Genomic DNA, 14,841 nt, shown 5'->3' with positions numbered 1-14,841 from the left:
ACATGACGATGGCCGCCCTGGCCAGCCTCGGCGGGATCACCGAGTCCCTCCTGTCGGCGATGGAACGGGGTGAGCGCACGGCCGACCTCATTGTTTATCGCACCCTCGCGCGCTGGACGTCGACCCGGAGGATCCGATCCCGGACGGTGCCGACCCGTAGGCCGGTTTCACGCCGTCACGCCGTCCAGGGCCGCGAGTTCGCCCGGCAGGGCGTAGGCCCATTGCGTGATGTTGCCGGCGCCGAGGCAGACGACGTAGTCGCCGGGCTTGGCGCGGCCGGCGACGATGCCGGCGAGGTCCTCGGAGCGCTGCAGCGCGATGGCGTCGCGGTGGCCGCGCGACTTCAGACCCGAGACCAGCCCGTCGCGGTCCATGCCCTCGATCGGCGCCTCGCCCGCCGCGTAGACGGGGGCGACGATGACCGTGTCGGCATCGTTGAAGCAGGTGCAGAAATCGTCGAACAGCGAGGCGAGGCGCGTGTAGCGGTGCGGCTGCACGATGGCGATGACGTTGCCCTCGGTGGAGGCGCGGGCGGCCTTGAGCACCGCCTTGATCTCCACCGGATGGTGTCCGTAATCGTCGAAGATCAGGGCGCCGTTCCACACGCCGGTCCGGGTGAAGCGGCGCTTCACCCCGCCGAAGCCGGCCAGCGCCTTGCGGATCGCCTCCGGCTCGACCCCGAGCTCGTGCGCTACGGCGAGCGCTGCGGTGGCGTTCAGGGCGTTGTGCTTGCCCGGCATCGGCAGGACGAGATCCTCCATCTCAAGACGGAAGCCGGGGCGGCGGTCGCGGATCATCACGCGGAAGCGGCTCTGGCCGCCGCGCAGGTCCACGTCGATGAGCCGGACATCGGCCTGCGGGTTCTCGCCGTAGGTGATGATGCGGCGGTCTTCGATGTGCCCGACGAGGTCCTGCACGATCGGGTGGTCGATGCACATCACCGCGAAGCCATAGAACGGGATGTTGTCGATGAAGCGCCGGAAGGCGTCCTTGACCGCCTCGAACGAGCCGAAATGGTCGAGGTGTTCGGGGTCGATGTTGGTGACGATGGCGACATCGGCCGGGAGCTTCAGGAAGGTGCCGTCTGATTCGTCGGCCTCCACCACCATCCACTCGCCCTCGCCCATGCGGGCGTTGGTGCCGTAGGCGTTGATGATGCCGCCGTTGATCACGGTGGGGTCAAGGTTGCCGGCATCCAGCAGGGTGGCGACGAGGGAGGTCGTCGTCGTCTTGCCGTGGGTGCCCGCGATGGCGACGCAGGACTTGAAGCGCATCAACTCGGCCAGCATCTCGGCCCGGCGCACCACCGGCAGGCGGCGCTCGCGGGCGGCGACGAGCTCGGGATTGTCGCGGCGGATCGCGGTGGAGACCACCACCAGGGCGGCCTCCTCGACGTTGCCGGCCTCGTGGCCGATGAAGGTGCGCATGCCCTTCTCGGAGAGGCGCCGGACATTGGCGTTGTCGTTGGCGTCCGACCCCTGCACGGTGTAGCCGAGGTTGTGCATCACCTCGGCGATGCCGGACATGCCGATGCCGCCGATGCCGATGAAGTGGATGGGGCCGAGCTTGTCGGGCAGCTTCATGGGAAGGACCAGTCTCAGGGGCGTCGGGGGTCCGGACGAACCGGCCCGAAGGGGATCAATCGGCGGACGCCGTCAGGTGCGGGCCGCCGTCGCGAGGACGATGTCGGCGAGCCGCTCGGCCGCGTCGTGAATTCCAGCGCTTTTGGCGGCTGAGGCCGCCGCGGTCAATTTTCCGGGATTGGTGAAGAGGTCGACCAGCTCCGCGGTGAGCCGGTCCGGCGTGAAGGCGGATTGCGGAATCGCCTGCGCGGCGCCGATGGCGGCCAGCGTCGCGGCGTTGGCCGCCTGATCCTGGTCGAGGGCGCCGGGGAGCGGCACCAGGATGGCGGGCCGTCCGATGGCGGCGAGTTCCGAGACCGTGGACGCGCCGGACCGGCCGATGACGAGGTGCGCCGCCGCCATGCGGGCCGGCAGGTCCTTGAAGAAGGGCGCGGCCTCGAAGCCCGCGAGCCCGAGGCCAAGATAGAGATTCTGGACCTGCGTCAGGTCCTCGGCCCGCACCTGCTGCACGAGGTGGAGCCGGGCGCGCAGATCGGCGGGCAGGTTGGCGATGGCGGCCGGAACGACTTCGCCCATCACCCGGGCGCCCTGGCTGCCGCCGAAGACGAGGAGGTGCAGGGGATCGTCGGCACCGGCCGGCGGATAGGCGACCTTCGCGGCCGCGAGCACCGCCGGGCGCAGCGGGTTGCCGGTGTGGGTCCGGGGTGCCAGCGCCTTAACTGGCACGCCCCGGACCTCGCGGAAGCCCGTGGCGATGGCGCGGGCGCCCCGTGCCAGGAAGGCGTTGGCCCGACCCATCACGGCGTTCTGCTCGTGCAGGATGGTGGGGACGCGCAGGATCTGCCCCGCCAGCATCGGCGGCACCGTGGGATAGCCGCCGAAACCCACAATGGCGGCCGGATCGATGCGCCGGATCTCCCGCGCGGCGACACCGAAGCCCCGGCCGAGGGTGAGGAGCGCGCCGGCGCGCCTGATCGGGGAGCGTCCCGAGGGCGTCGCGGACGCGATGGTGACGATCTCGGAGGCCGGGAAGCCGGTGGCGATGGAGTCCACCCGGGCATCGGTGGCGAGCACGACCCGCACGCCTCGGGCGCGCAGGGCGTAGGCCAGGCTCTCGGCGGGAAACAGGTGCCCGCCCGTGCCCCCGGCACAGAGCAGGATCGTGGCGGTGGCAACGGTCAACGCATCACTCCGGCGATCGTCGCCGGGGCGGTGCCCGGCGGCTTCTGGCTCAGGGTGGTGGTCCGGGGGCGCTTGCGGGTCAAGGCCACGAGGAAGCCCATGCCGAGGGCGAGCGAGATCAGCGACGAGCCGCCGTAGGAGACGAAGGGCAGCGTCATGCCCTTGGCGGGCATCAGCCGGACGTTCACCGCCATGTTGATGCAGGCCTGGAGGCCGAACAGGGTGGTGAGGCCCGTGATCGCCAGCCGCGAAAAGGTGTCGTCGGTGCGCCGGGCCAGCTTCAGGCCGCGCATGACGATGTAGGCGAACAGGAGGACGAGGCCGAGGCACACAACGGTGCCGAACTCCTCACCCGTCACCGAGAAGATGAAGTCGGTGTGGGCGTCGGGCAGGTGGCGCTTGGCGACGCCCTCCCCCGGACCGGTGCCGAACCAGCCACCCGAATTGAACGATTGCCGGGCCCAGAAGCCCTGGAAGTTGTCACCGGAATCGCTGTCGAGGAAGCGATCGATGCGCTCGCGCACGTGGTGCAGGAAGCGGTAGGCGGCGGCCACGCCGATGAGGCCGCCGGCGCCGAGGCCCGCCACCCAGAACCAGTGCAGGCCGGCCACGAAGAACAGCGCGCACCACACGATGGTGATGAGCATGGTCTGGCCGAAATCGGGCTGCAGCACGAGGGGCACGATGGTGACCGGCAGGAGCAGGATCGCCAGCAGGCCGCCCGGCATGTCGCGGCGCTGCGCGCCCTCCGAGAAGGCCCAGGCCGCCACCACCACGAAGGCGGGCTTGACGAATTCCGAGGGCTGGATGCCGATGGCGCCGAACTGGATCCAGCGGTGCGCGCCCTTGATCTCCGGCCCGAACTTGCTCGCCAGGATGCAGAGCGCAACGCCCATCATCCAGGTGAAGAGCGCGACGCGGCGGATGTGGCGCAGGGACAGGAACGAGACGCCGACGATGATGAGGATCGTGGGCGCGAGGTAGAGCGCCTGCCGGTTGAGGAAGTGGAAGGTCGGCAGGCCGATCTTCTCGGCCACGGGCGGCCCGCCGCCCATGAGGAAGACCAGGCCCGCCACCATGAGCGCGCCGAGGCCGGCCAGCAGGCCGCGGTCGACGGTCCACCACCAGTCCGTCAGGGGCGTGCGTTCGGCGCGGGACATCATGGGATCAGCGCTCTCCGGGGCCTCACGGCGCCCGGGCAGGGCAGCCGATCGCGGCCGGCGGCGGCAGGCCGGCACGGGACCGATCCTGTGCCGGAATGGTAAACCAAGTGTTGCGATGCGCCGTCGAAGCCTCGCGTGTCCCGAGGGTCACGTCGTTAGGATACCCGGCCGTTCGAGATGATCTGACGACGGCTCCAGCGCATTCAAAAAACCCTCTTCAGCAATGTCCTTCTTGCCGAGCCAGGAACACCCACCGAACCCGAGATCTCGCAGAAGGCAGCGTACGGGAACTCTTCCGTTCCATGACGCTATCTCCAAATCAGAACATCTGAACTTATCCTGCGGTGAATAATAATCTTTCTAAACTCATCCTTCTAGGATTTGTAACGTGACAACACTATTATCGATCTTTCAACAATAAGACCTAATTTAAACAGATAAATTGCGAATGTTAAATGTTATTTAACCGTCAAATGAGATCCGTGAAGAAACAAATATGATCCTCCATTTGCAGAGGCGGGATGCGTGATGAGGACGTTCAATAATCTAAGCCTCCTGGTAAAGATCATCATTCCGTTCGCCATGACGGCACTGGTCGCCGTAGGTCTTGTGATCTACGCCCGTCATGCGCTGTCCCAGATTGCGGACCAGACACGGGAGATCGTCCAGGTGCAGATGGCGCGGCAGAGCTACGCACTCGGCCTGCAGATCACCTTGACGGAAGCCGCACTCCAGAATCGCAACATCCTGATCGATCCGACCGGTCCGAGAAGCCACGACTTCAAGTCCCGGCAGGCCATCGCCATCAAGGCGACCTACGCGGCACAGGCCAGCCTTGCCGCCCTGGCGGATACGTCCGATCGCGTCGCGGCGAACGCCGAGCTTCGACGGGGGTTGGAGGTCTACTTCGCCGTTCTGAACCGCTCCTCCGAGGCCGCCCTGAACAACGATCCCGCGACCGGAAACAGGATCGCCCAGACAGAAGCGACACCGTTGCGGGCCAAGCTGCGCGAGGAGGCGAATCAGCGGATCGCCCTCATCGACGCGGAGTTGAAGGCAAGCGCCGTCAACGCCGACGAGATCGTCAGAAGCACCACGACCACGCTGGTGGCGTCGGCCGTCGTCGGGCTGCTGGCCGCCCTGGGCAGCGCCGGCCTGATCGTGATCTTCGCGATCACCCGTCCGGTCACCGCCATGGGCGCCGCGATGGGCCGTCTCGCGAGCGGCGACCTGACCGTCACCGTCGAGGGCATGGCGCGCAAGGATGAGATCGGCCTGCTGGCGCGCTCCCTGGAAGTCTTCAAGCGCAACGCGACCGACGCGCGTCAGCTGGCGGCCGAGCAGGACGCCGAGAACCAGGCGAAGATCCGCCGGGCCGAAGTGCTCGACGGGCTGACGAAGCGTTTCGAAGCCAACGTCTCGCACCTCACGCAGGGTCTGGCGGGGGCGGCCACCGAGATGGAGGCCACCGCCCAGTCGATGGCCTCCACGGCGGATCAGTCGATCCGGCAGGCGACGACGGTGGCGAGCGCGGCGGAAGAGACCTCGGCCAACGTCCACACGGTCGCGGCCGCCAGCGAGGAGATGTCCGCCTCGATCCAGGAGATCGTGACCCAGGTCAGCCAATCCTCCGGCATGGCCAACCAGGCCGTGGAGGACACGCAGCGCACCGAGGCGACCGTGAAGCGGCTGACCGAGGTTGCGTCCAGCATCACCGACGTTGTCGCCATGATCACGAACATCGCGGGCCAGACCAACCTGCTGGCGCTCAACGCCACCATCGAGGCGGCCCGGGCCGGCGAGGCCGGCCGGGGCTTCGCCGTCGTCGCCTCCGAGGTGAAGGAACTGGCCGGGCAGACCGCGCGCGCCACCGAGGAGATCCGCACCAAGATCGGCGAGATCCAGGGTGCCACCGGCGAGGTCGTGTCCGACATCACGCGGATCGGCCGGACCATCGCCGACATGTCGACCTACGCGAACGGCATCGCCGCCGCGATGGAGCAGCAGGGCGCCGCCACCCGGGAGATCGCCCGGAACGTCCAGGAGGCCGCGCAGGGCACCCAGGAGGTGACGACCAACATCGAGCATGTCCGCGCCGGCGCCGGATCGACGGGCGCCGCCGCCAGCCAGGTCCTGAGTGCCGCTCGGGAGCTGTCGCGCTACTCCGAAAACCTCGGCCAGGAGGTGTCGCAGTTCCTGGCCGGCGTGAAGGCCGCATGACGGCCCGGGGGACGAGCGCCGTCCCGCGACGATCGCTCGTCACCCGGCCTTGCAATCCTCGAAGCCGGCGCGGATCGCCTCTGGATCGAGCTTGCGGCCGATGAAGACCACGCGGGAGACGCGCGGCTCGTCGTCCTTCCACGGCCCCTGAAGGTCGCCGTCGAGGATCTGGTGGACGCCCTGGAAGACGAAGCGCTGCGGCTCGTCCGGGAAGGCGACGATGCCCTTGCAGCGCAGGATGTCGGGGCCCTGGACCTGGGTCAGAGTCGAGATCCAGGGCATGAACTTCTCGGGGTCGACCGGTCCGTCGATCTTCGCCGAGACCGACTGCATGTCGTCGTCGTGGTGATGATGATGGCCCTCCTCGAGGAAGTCGGGCTCAATGTCGAGGATGCGGCCGAGATCGAAGGCGTTGCGCTCCAGCACCGCCTCCAGCGGCACCGCGCAGCGCTCGGTGCGGTGGACCTTGGCGTAGGGGTTGATCGCGCGGATCTGGGCCTCGACCCGGGCGAGGTCCGCCTCCGCCACAAGATCGGCCTTGTTGAGCAGGATCACGTCGGCGAAGGCGATCTGATTCTTGGCTTCCGGCGCGTCCTTGAGGCGGTCCGAGAGCCACTTGGCATCGGCCACCGTCACCACCGCGTCGAGGCGGGCGGCCGCGCCGACATCCTCGTCGATGAAGAAGGTCTGGGCCACGGGGGCGGGATCGGCGAGGCCGGTGGTCTCGACGATGATCGCGTCGAACTTGCCGCGCCGCTTCACCAGGCCGTCCATGATGCGGATGAGGTCACCGCGCACCGTGCAGCAGACGCAGCCGTTGTTCATCTCGAACACCTCCTCGTCGGCGCCGATGATGAGGTCGTTGTCGATGCCGATCTCCCCGAACTCGTTGACGATCACGGCGTAGCGCTTGCCGTGGTTCTCGGTGAGGATGCGGTTGAGGAGCGTGGTCTTGCCCGCGCCCAGGTAACCGGTGAGCACGGTGACGGGAATCTTCGCGGAGGCGGTGTTCGGGCTGTCGGACATGGAGACTCTTCGTCGATGGCGCGGGAGGCGTCGCTGCAGCCTGTTATATTGTATCAGTCCGGCGGGATGAAACCCCGATCGGATGAAACCCCGCCGGCCCGCAGCCCGTCGCAGAGCGCCGTGAGTGTGCCGCGGAATCCCGCCGGCCCCGCCAGCAGGCGCTCCATGAGCAGAGCACCTTCGAGGGCGGCGATCACCATGCGGGCGGTTGCCCCGGGCGCGACGGAGCCCCGGACACTCCCGGCCGCGATCCCCTCGGCGAGCACACCCTCCAACCAGGCGATGTGCTTGTCGAAGAAGCGGGCGATGTCGGCGCGCAGGGAATCCGGCAGAGCCTCTCCCTCGATCGCTAAGACGGCGCAGAGGCAGCCCAGCCCGGCCTCGACGCCCCCGAGATAGAGCGTCCCGTAGGCGGCGATCCGACGGATCGCGTCCGGCTCGTCGGCTCGGATCTCGGCCAGGGCGGCGTCGTAGCGCGCGTCGTAGGCGGCCACCAGGGCATGGGCGAGGTCGGACTTTGTGGCGAAGTGATGATGGATGCTCGCCTTGCGGATCCCGACCGTCTCGGCAAGGTCGGCATAGCTGAAGCCGGCATAGCCCCGGCGCCGCACCAGGGTCTCGGCCTGCAGCAGCAGCGCGGCGCGGGTGTCCCTCATCGTCCCGTGGTCTCCTTGACGGACGACCGCCCTCGTCCCTCGGCGCCCGCGCGCGAGTCCGTGATCGCCCGGCCGCCGGCCTTCCGGCTTATGCCGTTGACGCGGGAAAAAATCTACCTACTAATTGGTAGAACAAGAAGACGGAGGAAGTTCATGCGGGCGGACGCCGGCCGATCACGCTGGAGCACCACGCGCCGCAGCGCCCTGTTCGGCGGCCTGTGCCTGTGCTGCCTGCCGACCCTCGGACGGTCGGCCGAGGGCTTCGACCTGCAGGAGGTCGGCCCCGGCATCTTCATCCGGCGCGGCCCCGACGCCGAGGCGACCCCCGAGAACGACGACGCCATCGCCAATATCGGCTTCATCGTCGGCGACCGGTCCGTGCTCGTCACCGAATCCGGCGGCAGCCTCGCCGATGGCGCCTGGCTGCGCGCGGAGATCCGCAAGCGCACGGACAAGCCGATCAGCCACGTGGTGCTGACCCACGTCCACCCGGACCATTGCTTCGGGGCGGCGGCCTTCGCCGAGGACAAGCCGGTCTACGTGGGCCACCATGCCCTGCGCGCCGCCCTGGATGCCCGGGGCGAATACTATCGCGGGCGCCTCGTCGAGATTCTGGGCGCGGACCGGGCCGGCAGCGTGGTCTATCCCACCCTGGAGGTGACGGACGGCGCCGAGGTGGATCTCGGCGGCCGCGCCGTGCGCTTCGCCGCGCACGGCGCGGCGCACACGAACTGCGATCTCTCGATGCGCGATTCGGCGAGCGGCATCCTGTTTCCCGCCGACCTCCTGTTCGTCACCCGCATCCCCTCCCTCGACGGCAGCCTCGTGGGCTGGCTCAAGGAGGCGGACCGCCTGCGCGCGATGGGGGCGACCAAGGCCGTTCCGGGGCACGGACCGCGGCTGGTCGATGTCGCGCCCGCCCTCGACGACCTCACCCGCTATCTCACGATCCTCCGGGACGAGACGCGGAAGGCCATCGTGGCGGACGTGCCGATCGAGAAGGCGGTGCGGACCGTCGCCCAGTCCGAGCGCGACCGGTGGGTCCTGTTCGATACCTATAACGGCCGCAACGTCACCCAGGCCTTCAAGGAGCTGGAATGGGAATGAGGGCGTGGCAGGAGACCATCACTCGAGATCATGACCCGAGACCTCAATTTGCGAGCGTCGCTTGAGGCCGATCCCGCCCGGTGCCACGTGATGTAAGAGATGTCGCAAGAAGAACGATCATCCAGCAGGAGAAACGCCATGACCCGCTCCATTGCTAAACCTGTTCTCGTCCGCTCCGTCCTGGCAGCCCTGTCGCTCGCCCTGCCGCTGGTCGGCGCCGGCACCGCGCTGCGGACCAGCCCGAGCCTTGCCGCCGGGGCTTCGGACGACGAGTCGGAACGCCTCGCCCGCTGGAAGGAGATCCGGACGTCGATCTTCGGTGACAAGACGATCGCACCGACCGACAGCCTCGTGAAGATCGACGCGCCGGCGCGGGCGCTCGATGCCTCGCTGGTCCCGATCACCCTGACCATGCCGGAGAAGGACAAGGTCGCGGGCATCCACCTCGTCATCGACGACAACCCGTCGCCCTACGCCGCCCATATCGCCTTCGGCCCGGGGGCGGATGCCGGCGAGATCAAGCTCCGTGTGCGGGTGAACAACTACACCAACATCCACGCCGTGGTGGAGACCAAGGACGGCCGGCTCTTCGAGACCACGAAGTTCGTGAAGGCTTCCGGCGGCTGCTCGGCGCCCATGGGGATGAGCGACGAGGAGGCGATGAAGGGGATGGGCGACATGAAGCTGAAATTCGCGGAGGCCCAGCCCGGGCGCCCCGTGGAGGCGACGCTGATGATCCGTCACCCGAACTTCAGCGGCATGCAGATGAACCAGATCACCCGCGACTACACGCCGGCCCGTTACATCAACAAAGTCGCGATCACCCGCGGCGACCAGGCCGTCCTGACCCTCGACGGCGACATCTCGATCGCGTCGAACCCGGTGATCAACTTCGGCCTGCAGCCGGAGGGCCAGGGGCCGATCAAGGTGGTGGCCACCGACAACCAGAACGGCCGCTGGGAGCACAGCTTCACGGCGCCGAGCGCCACGAACTGAGCGGGTCCGCACCATGATGCGGCGGCTCGTCCGGCTCGCGGTCGTGGGAACCGCCATGCTCGTCCTGGCGGCGGCCGGCCCAGCGGATTCCCCCGTGAACGTGCCGGAACCGGACGGGATCTGGACAGGGCCGCAACGGGGCTACACCCCAGCCACTCTGTCGGGCGCCACGGTCATCGACATCGACGCCCTCGATGCCCTGATCGCCCGCGACAAGCCGATCCTTCTCGACGTGTCCCTGGCCGACCGGCGCCCGGCGGGCTTTCCGGACGACCGGCCCTGGCTGCCCGCCCACCGCTCGATCCCCGGCGCGGTCTGGATGGCCAATGCCGGTGCCGCGCCCCTCGATCCGGCTCGCGAGACGCTCTTCCTCCAGCGCGTCGGGGAGTTGACCGGGGGCGACAGGGGCCGGGCCATCGTCGCCTTCTGCCATCCCGAATGCTGGGGCAGCTGGAATGCGGCCAAGCGGCTGGTGCTGCAGGGCTATACCCGCGTGCACTGGTTCCCCGAGGGCATCGAGGGCTGGCAGGAGCGCCACCCCACCACGGTGATCCCCGAGGACCCCGCGTGGAGTGCCCGAGCCGGAGGCGCAGCGCAGCGCTAGGTCAGGAACCCGGCCAAGGGCCTCTTGGTCCGCAAGCCCAGCCGCGCCCGAAAACCTGCCGGAGCGGACGATCAGTCGAACCGGGACATCGCAATACGAACCCTCTGATCGGGCACGATGTTTTCCCATGCTGCGACGACGCTGAAATGATCTGCAGATATCTGCAGACACACCGACGCATGCGCAGTTGACAGCGGTTCCGTTGTCGCAGAATAAAGGCACCCGCAGGCGCCCGCAAGTCTAGGGAGGCAACGCCCGGAGAGAGCACGGAGCAGCGACGCCATCGCTGCTACCGACGCCCCCGGGCAGGACTTACGACGCTCAGATCCTCGCTGAGATGACCTGTCGCCAGCGGGGGCGATATTTGGTATGCCACCGACAAGATAAGAGTTTTACGGATCGGAGATCCGGCGACAATGCCGGGGGACCGTTACTTCGGCCCGCGCGCGTGCGGGCGAGGCCGTGTATAGAGACGCCACCAGCAGACGGTCCGCCGGCATTCCGGCGATCCGCACCAGCCGGGTGGAGTCCCATGTCGCAAGCCGTTCAGTCCCGCCGCATCCGCGCGATCGACCTGGCGAAGCGCAAGGCCGAGGGGCGCAAGATCATCGCGCTGACCGCCTACCACGCCCATACCGCCGGCATCCTCGACCCGTATTGCGACTTCATCCTCGTGGGCGACTCCCTCGGCATGCTGATGCACGGCATGGAATCGACCCTGCCGGTGACCCTGGAGATGATGATCGTCCAGGCGCAGGCCGTAATCCGAGGGACCTCGCGGGCCCTGGTGGTCGTGGACATGCCCTTCGGCTCCTACGAGGCGAGCCCCCAACAGGCCTTCCTCAATGCTGCCCGCGTGCTCAAGGAGACGGGCGCCGGGGCGATCAAGATGGAGGGCGGCGCGCGCTTTGCCGAGACCGTGGCCTTCCTGGTGGAGCGCGGCGTGCCGGTGATGGGCCATATCGGCCTGACCCCCCAGTCGGTGAACACCATGGGGGGCTTCAAGGTGCAGGGCCGCGAGGCCGACGGCGAGCGCCGCCTGATGGCCGATGCCCGCGCCATCAACGACGCCGGCGCCTTCGCCATCGTGATGGAGGGCATCGTCGAGCCGGTGGCCCGGGCCATCGCCACCTCCCCCGACATCACCACGCCCACCATCGGCATCGGCGCCACCATGGCCTGCGACGGTCAGATCCTCGTCCTCGAGGACATGCTCGGCCTGAGCGACCGGGTGCCGAAATTCGTGAAGCGCTTCGGCACCCTGCGGGGCCAGATCGAGGCCGCCGTGAAGGACTATGCCGAGGAGGTCCGCTCCGGCACCTTCCCGGCCGAGGAGCACACCTACCAGCCGCTGTGACCGGTCTCGGCAGGGTCATCCCGCCGAGAGCGACCCCGGGTGGCTACCAGCGGTAGCCGATACTGCCGAGCACCCGGCGGCGCTCGCCGTAGTAGCAGGCCGTGACGGTGCTGCAGCTGTTGACGATCCGCTCGTCCGAGACGTTCGATACGTTGAGGGCGAAGCGCCAGCCTTCCCAATCGTAGTGGGCCACGAGGTCGCCGACGACGTAGCCCGGCACGCGGAATTCGTTGGCCTGGTCCGCGAAGGAGCGTCCGACGCCACGCACGCCGCCGCCGAGACCGAAGCCGCGCAAGACGCCGCTCTGGAACGTGTAGTCCAGGAACAGCGAGCCGTACTGCTCGGGGGTGTTGGTCGGCGTCCGGCCGAGGAGGGCCGTGTTCAGGTCGCGGGTCACCGAGAGATCGTAGGCGGTGTAGGACGCGACGGCCCGCAGGCCGGGCGCGAGGTTGGCCACCATCTCGATCTCGGCACCGCGCGAGTTCACCGCGCCGGTCTGCACCACCTGCTGAATGTTGAGCGGATTGGTGGTCACGACGTTCGAGCGGGTCAGGTCGAACAGGGCGGCGGCGAAATAGCCGTCGAAGCCCGGGGGCTTGTACTTCAGGCCGACCTCGGTCTGCTCGCTTCTCTCAGGCAGCAGGAGCTGGCCGGTCACGCCGTTGAGGCCGACGGTCGGGTTGAAGCCCTGCGCATAGGACACGTAGGGGGCAAGCCCGGACTCGTCGTTGTAGATCAAGGCGACGCGGCCGCTGAAGGCGCTGGTATCGCGGCTGGCGCTGGCGCCGATGCGATTGTCGTTGTCGGTCGCGACCCAGTCGTGGCGACCGCTGAGCACCATCGAGAAATTCCCGAACGTGATCTCGTCCTGCAGGTAGGCCGCGAACTGGTTCTGGGTGATCAGTGCGTTCTGGTAGGGCGCGCCCAGGTTGAGCGGTGTGTTGGGGTAGATTGGCCGGATCAGGTTCAGCGACGGACCGAAGCCGAAGGCCTGGTAATCGTCGATCTGGTAGCGGCGGTACTCGAAGCCAGCCAGCACCGTGTGCCCGAAATCTCCCGTGCGGAACGGAATGACCAACTGGTTGTCGATGTCGCTCTGCACTGCGGCGCCGCGGGTGAAAAAGTCGAACCGGCTGAGGTCGCCTGCGGCCGGCGTGGTGGCGTAGCCGCCGCCGTACCGGTTGAAGAGATTAACGGTGACGGTGCCGTGGCGCGCGTTCTGCCGGAACTTGATGTCGTTGTCGAAACGGTGCTCGAACTCGTAGCCGATCATGTCCTGGGACCGGGTCAGGCGGTCGGTCGCCGGATCGCCGGTGAAGCGGCTCGTCTTGATGAAGCCGAAGGGCGCGGGCGTGACCGTGCCCTCGTAGGGCAGGAAGTTCTGGGTGCCGGCGCGGTCGCGCTGCACCTGGGCGAGGACGGTGAGCGAGGTGTCGGCGTCCGGCTTCCAAGTGATCGAGGGCGCGAAGAAGAAGCGGTCGTTGTTGACGTAGTCGACCTGCGTGCCGCCCGCCCGGCCGAGGCCGACGAGCCGGTAGAACAGCTTGCCCTCGGTGCCCGGCGCATCCACCGGACCGCCGATGTCGAAGCCCGCATAGGCGTTGCCGTAGTTGTCGACGCCGGTCTCGACGTAGCGGATCGGCACGATGGGGGGTCGTTTGCTCACCGCATTGATGATGCCGCCGGGGCTGGCGCCGCCGTACAGGCCGGAATTCGGCCCGCGCAGGATCTCGAGCCGCTCCAGGCCGAAGGGTTCCAGCTTCCAGGTGGCGAAGGCCGAGGTGAACAGCTGCAGCCCGTCGAGAAAGTAGCCGGATTCCTGGGCGGTGAAGCCGCGGATCAGGAACCAGTCGTTGCGCGGGTCGGCACCGAAGGTCTCGCCGCGGACGCCCGGCGCGTAGCGGGTCGCCTCGGCGAGCGAGGCCGGCTTCTGGTCGTCGATCTGCTGGCGCCCCACCACGGAGATCGCCTGGGGCGTCCGGATGATCGCGGTGTCGGTCTTGGTGCTCGAAACGGAGCGGGTCGCGACGTATCCGGCAACGGGTCCGCGCGGATCCTCGGCCGCGCCGATCGCGGCGCCGCCCCGACGATCGCCGACGACCTCAAGGGTATCCAGGGTCACGGCCGACGCGCTCGGCGGGCTGGATTGCTGGGCCTTCGCCGGAGTCACCGCACTCGCAACCATGGCAGCCACTGAACTGGCCAGGGCCATCCTCAAGCTGAAGATACCGCGCCTCGGTTGTGCGGAGGGGATCACAAAGAAAAACGGCACGGTTCGACCTACGACCAAATGTATTGTGGCCAATTGAAACAAAATTTTCAGATGGTCAACGAGCCGGTTAGGGCGCAGATCTAAACAACTTCGCGACGTGATCGCGGAGCAACATTTTAGAACTAATACAATTATATGCTTGCGGGCTGGACGCTGGCGCGTTGCTCCCGAGGAAGCGGCGAAACGGAGACGACCCTGGTGAACGGTTCCGGCGTGGCGGCGCAGCCAGGGGGCCGCCGGAACGAGAACGGCCCCGCCGTGGAGGCGGGGCCGTCTGGCCTGACATCGAAACCGATCGTGGAGTGGCCGCTCGCCCCTCGGTCTGCCTTACTCGCAGACGCGGACGCGGCGGATGTGCTCGTAGCCGTAGGCGTCGACGTACCCGCGGCGCTCCATGTGGCAGACCTCTTCCTCGACGTAGACCGGGCGCGGGGCGCGGTAGACCGGGCGGCCGGGATAGTAGCCATCGTTCTGGGACGAGGCGATCGCACCGCCGATGGCGAGGCCGCCGAGCACGCCGAGGGCGGCGGCCCCACCGGCTCCGATGCCATCGCGCGCCTGGGCGCTCGGGGTTGCGGCGACGGCGAACGAGGCAGCCACGAGGGCCGCGACCAGCGAGTTCTTCATAGCTCCGTTCCTTTGATCCCGAAGAGCCTGTGCAAATCCAGAAGCGTC

At 68.0% G+C, this 14,841-nt stretch carries 12 protein-coding genes; 5 read left to right on the top strand and 7 right to left on the bottom strand.

Features of this window, described 5'->3' with window-relative positions:
• Positions 1-167 precede the first annotated feature (167 nt).
• From murC to AC6EUL_RS14645, 3 genes are all read right to left on the bottom strand, one after another.
• Positions 168-1,583, bottom strand: a complete 1,416-nt coding sequence (murC, locus tag AC6EUL_RS14655) for a UDP-N-acetylmuramate--L-alanine ligase (RefSeq protein WP_056215994.1) — start codon at positions 1,581-1,583, stop codon at positions 168-170.
• Between the two features lie 72 nt (positions 1,584-1,655).
• A complete protein-coding gene (gene murG / locus AC6EUL_RS14650; protein ID WP_499870900.1) occupies positions 1,656-2,765 on the bottom strand; it encodes an undecaprenyldiphospho-muramoylpentapeptide beta-N-acetylglucosaminyltransferase in 1,110 nt (369 codons plus the stop codon).
• Positions 2,762-3,928: an FtsW/RodA/SpoVE family cell cycle protein gene (locus AC6EUL_RS14645; RefSeq protein WP_056215997.1), complete on the bottom strand. Its 1,167-nt coding sequence runs from the start codon at positions 3,926-3,928 to the stop codon at positions 2,762-2,764. Before AC6EUL_RS14645 ends, murG begins: the two co-directional genes overlap by 4 nt.
• Before the next feature lie 528 nt (positions 3,929-4,456).
• On the opposite strand from AC6EUL_RS14645, the gene AC6EUL_RS14640 reads away from it, so the two are divergent.
• Positions 4,457-6,148 (top strand): methyl-accepting chemotaxis protein, encoded by a 1,692-nt coding sequence (locus AC6EUL_RS14640; RefSeq protein WP_499870898.1) that lies wholly within the window; start codon positions 4,457-4,459, stop codon positions 6,146-6,148.
• A gap of 39 nt (positions 6,149-6,187) precedes the next feature.
• Here the strand turns inward: AC6EUL_RS14640 and AC6EUL_RS14635 are convergent, their stop codons facing one another.
• Positions 6,188-7,174: a CobW family GTP-binding protein gene (locus AC6EUL_RS14635; protein WP_056216000.1), complete on the bottom strand. Its 987-nt coding sequence runs from the start codon at positions 7,172-7,174 to the stop codon at positions 6,188-6,190.
• 53 nt (positions 7,175-7,227) lie between these two features.
• Positions 7,228-7,830: a TetR/AcrR family transcriptional regulator gene (locus tag AC6EUL_RS14630; protein ID WP_499870895.1), complete on the bottom strand. Its 603-nt coding sequence runs from the start codon at positions 7,828-7,830 to the stop codon at positions 7,228-7,230.
• Between the two features lie 153 nt (positions 7,831-7,983).
• Between AC6EUL_RS14630 and AC6EUL_RS14625 the strand changes: the two genes are divergently transcribed.
• The 4 genes from AC6EUL_RS14625 (at position 7,984) to panB (ending at position 11,894) form a co-directional block, all read left to right on the top strand.
• Positions 7,984-8,937, top strand: a complete 954-nt coding sequence (locus AC6EUL_RS14625; RefSeq protein ID WP_499870893.1) for a quinoprotein relay system zinc metallohydrolase 2 — start codon at positions 7,984-7,986, stop codon at positions 8,935-8,937.
• 138 nt (positions 8,938-9,075) lie between these two features.
• Positions 9,076-9,933, top strand: a complete 858-nt coding sequence (locus AC6EUL_RS14620; protein ID WP_499870891.1) for a quinoprotein dehydrogenase-associated SoxYZ-like carrier — start codon at positions 9,076-9,078, stop codon at positions 9,931-9,933.
• A gap of 16 nt (positions 9,934-9,949) precedes the next feature.
• On the top strand, positions 9,950-10,537 hold the full coding sequence (locus AC6EUL_RS14615) for a rhodanese-like domain-containing protein (RefSeq protein WP_499870957.1): 588 nt from the start codon (positions 9,950-9,952) through the stop codon (positions 10,535-10,537).
• Positions 10,538-11,069: 532 nt separating this feature from the next.
• A complete protein-coding gene (gene panB, locus AC6EUL_RS14610) occupies positions 11,070-11,894 on the top strand; it encodes a 3-methyl-2-oxobutanoate hydroxymethyltransferase (RefSeq protein ID WP_056277125.1) in 825 nt (274 codons plus the stop codon).
• A 43-nt stretch (positions 11,895-11,937) separates the two neighbouring features.
• Here the strand turns inward: panB and AC6EUL_RS14605 are convergent, their stop codons facing one another.
• Positions 11,938-14,016 (bottom strand): TonB-dependent siderophore receptor, encoded by a 2,079-nt coding sequence (locus AC6EUL_RS14605; RefSeq protein WP_200927247.1) that lies wholly within the window; start codon positions 14,014-14,016, stop codon positions 11,938-11,940.
• Positions 14,017-14,493: 477 nt separating this feature from the next.
• A complete protein-coding gene (locus AC6EUL_RS14600) occupies positions 14,494-14,793 on the bottom strand; it encodes a hypothetical protein (protein WP_056216013.1) in 300 nt (99 codons plus the stop codon).
• Positions 14,794-14,841: the final 48 nt, after the last annotated feature.

It is taken from the genome of Methylobacterium sp. 001424705 (assembly GCF_059816145.1).
The sequence above is the reverse complement of the archived record's forward strand: the minus strand, read 5'-3'. Positions and strand labels throughout refer to the sequence as shown.